2 protein-coding genes are annotated in these 2,557 nt (G+C 70.8%); both read left to right on the forward strand.

The genetic code is table 11. The features are described 5' to 3' along the window. On the forward strand, positions 1 to 162 hold a 162-nt coding region (locus tag ACXJKQ_RS27505), incomplete at its 5' end, for a carbonic anhydrase (RefSeq protein ID WP_457108837.1). Between the two features lie 175 nt (positions 163 to 337). Beyond that, the coding region (locus ACXJKQ_RS27510) for a caspase family protein (RefSeq protein ID WP_457108836.1) at positions 338 to 2,557 on the forward strand (2,220 nt) is incomplete at its 3' end.

A 2,557-nucleotide genomic window follows, 5' to 3' on the forward strand; every position in this document is an offset into this window, starting at 1 on the left:
GTGCTCAACAAGGCGATCCGGCAGAACGTGATCGACAATGTCGCCAAGCTGAAGTCGGCCGCGCCGATCCTCAATGCGGCCGTGGAGCAGGGCAAGGTGAAGGTCGTGGGCGGCATCTACCGGCTCACGACGGGGACGGTCGATCTGATCGCGCAGGGCTGAAGCACCTGCCTGAACCTCGCGCCGGTTCGCGCGGCGCGAGGCTGACGTGGCGCTGACGGCAGGCGTGACCCGGCCATGCCGCCGCCTCAATCCAAGCTTCTCGTTCAAGCGCCGTTCAGGCAGCCGCGCGTCTCATGGGCGGTGAATCTCAACAGCAAGAGCGGGCAAGCAAGCCATGCGTGGGACACACAAGGTCTTCATCTGCTTTCTCCTGCCGATCCTGCTCGTCGCGGGTGCGCTCGTTCCGGCGCGCGCGCAGCAGCCGGAAAAGCGCATCGCGCTCGTGGTCGGCAACGGCGCCTATGCCAAGTCGCCGCTGGCGACGACCGCGAACGATGCCGGCCTGATCGCGCAGACCCTGCAAGCGGCGGGCTTCGACGTGGTCGGCGCGCGCGATCTCGACGCCGACACGCTGCGCAAGAGTTTTCGCGATTTCATCCAGAAGGCGCAGGCCTCGGGGCCGGGGACCGTCGCGATGGTCTATCTGGCCGGCTATGGCGTCCAGCTCGCCGGTGAGAACTATTTCATCCCGGTCGATTCCAACATCACCCGCGACACCGACGTTCCGACCGAAGCCCTGCGCGTCGGCGACTATCTGCGCCAGCTCGCCGCCATTCCGCTTAAGGCCAATATCGTCGTGCTCGACGCTGGCCGCGCGCAGCCGTTCATCGAGGGCGGCCAGCCGATCGCGAGCGGACTTGCGCTGGTCGAGCCCGACGCCAACGCGCTGATCGCGTTCAACGCCGCGCCCGGCACGGTGGCCCCCGAGGAGCCCGGACCTTACGGCATCTATGCGCAGTCGCTGGCCGAGATGATCCGCACCGGCGGCCTGTCGCTGCCGGAGGTGTTCGACCGCGTCCGCCTGCGCGTCAACGAAGCCAGCAAGGGCGCGCAGGTGCCTTGGGACGAGCAGAAGATCAGCGCGCAATTCTCGTTCTTCGATCGCGCGCCCGACGCGCCGCCGCCGCAGTCGACGCCGGACCAGGTCGCCGCGATCCGCAACAAGCCGATCCGCGATCTCGGCGCACAGGATGCCTACGCGGCCGCGCTCGAGCGCGACACGCTGCCGGCCTATGAGGAGTTTCTCGGCGCCTATCCGAATGATCCGATGTCCAGGCGCGTGATGGCGATCGTGGCGGCGCGCCGCGAGGCGATCACGTGGCGGCGCACCTATCGGAACGACACGCCGGAGGCTTACTGGTCGTATCTGCGCCGCTATCCGCGCGGGCCGCATGCGGGCGATGCGCGCCGCCGCCTCGCGATCCTGACGGCGCCGGTCGAGCCGCCGCCGAGCTTTGCGATGATCGACTACGACGTGCCGCCTCCGCCGCCGGAAGAGGTGGTCTATGTCGACCGTCCCGTGCTGTATTTCAGCGACCCTGATTTTGGCTTCGCGCCGCCACCGCCGCCGCCGGTCTATTATCTGCCGCCGCCGCCGCCGGATTTCGTCGTGCTCGAGCCGCCGCTGCCCGTGGTCGGCCTGTTCGTGCTGCCGCAGCCGATGTTCGTGCCGATCCCGGTGTTCGTCAGGCCGCCGCTCTATGTCGCGCCGCCGCCGAACAACATCATCTACGCCAACATCCACAACACCACGGTCATCAACACGGTGATCAACCGGCCGCCGGCACCACCGCCCCCGGCCGTGGGAGGAGGGCCGGCAGGACCCGGGCAGGGCATCCTGGCGCCGGCCGTTGCCGGCCGCGCCAACCCGGTGGGCCCGGCCGTACCGCTGGCGGTCACGCAGCGCGCCGCGCTGATCCAGCAGGGCAAGGCGCCGATGCCGCAGAGCGCGACGATCCAGCCGACGGCGAGGCCGGGGATACCTCCCGGGACGCCGGCCAATGTCGCGCCGACCGGAACGCCCCCCGTCGCACCGCCGACCAAGCTGCCGCAGGCCAACACGCTGCCGGCGCCCGGTACGCCGCCTCTGGCTCCGGGGGTAGGGCCGACATCACCTTCGGCCGCAGCTCCGAATGGCAAGCCGGCGCCGACCGCAACCGCTCCTGCGGCCAATGCGCCGCCGGCGCAGGCCAACGCGCCCACAGCGGCTCCAGCGCCAGGGCAGCCGAAGCAGCCGGACGCGCACGCGCTTCCGGTTCCCGGTACCCTTGGAACGCCGCCTGTGCCCGGTCGAAACGGTCCGCCGTCCGCCGCCCAGACGCCCGGTAGCCTGACGCCTGGCGGCAAGCCTGCGCCAAATGCGCCGGCGCCGACCGCTGCGGCGCCGGCCACGGCAACCCCGCCGACTCCTGGAACGCCGCCCGTGCCCGGTCGAACCGGTCCGCCGTCCGCCGCCCAGACGCCCGGTAGCCTGGCGCCTGGCGGCAAGCCTGGGCCAAATGCGCCGGCGCCGACCGCTGCGGTGCCACCCACCGCAACCCCGCCGGCCCCTGGA

This window comes from Methylobacterium sp. P5_C11 (assembly GCF_054049775.1).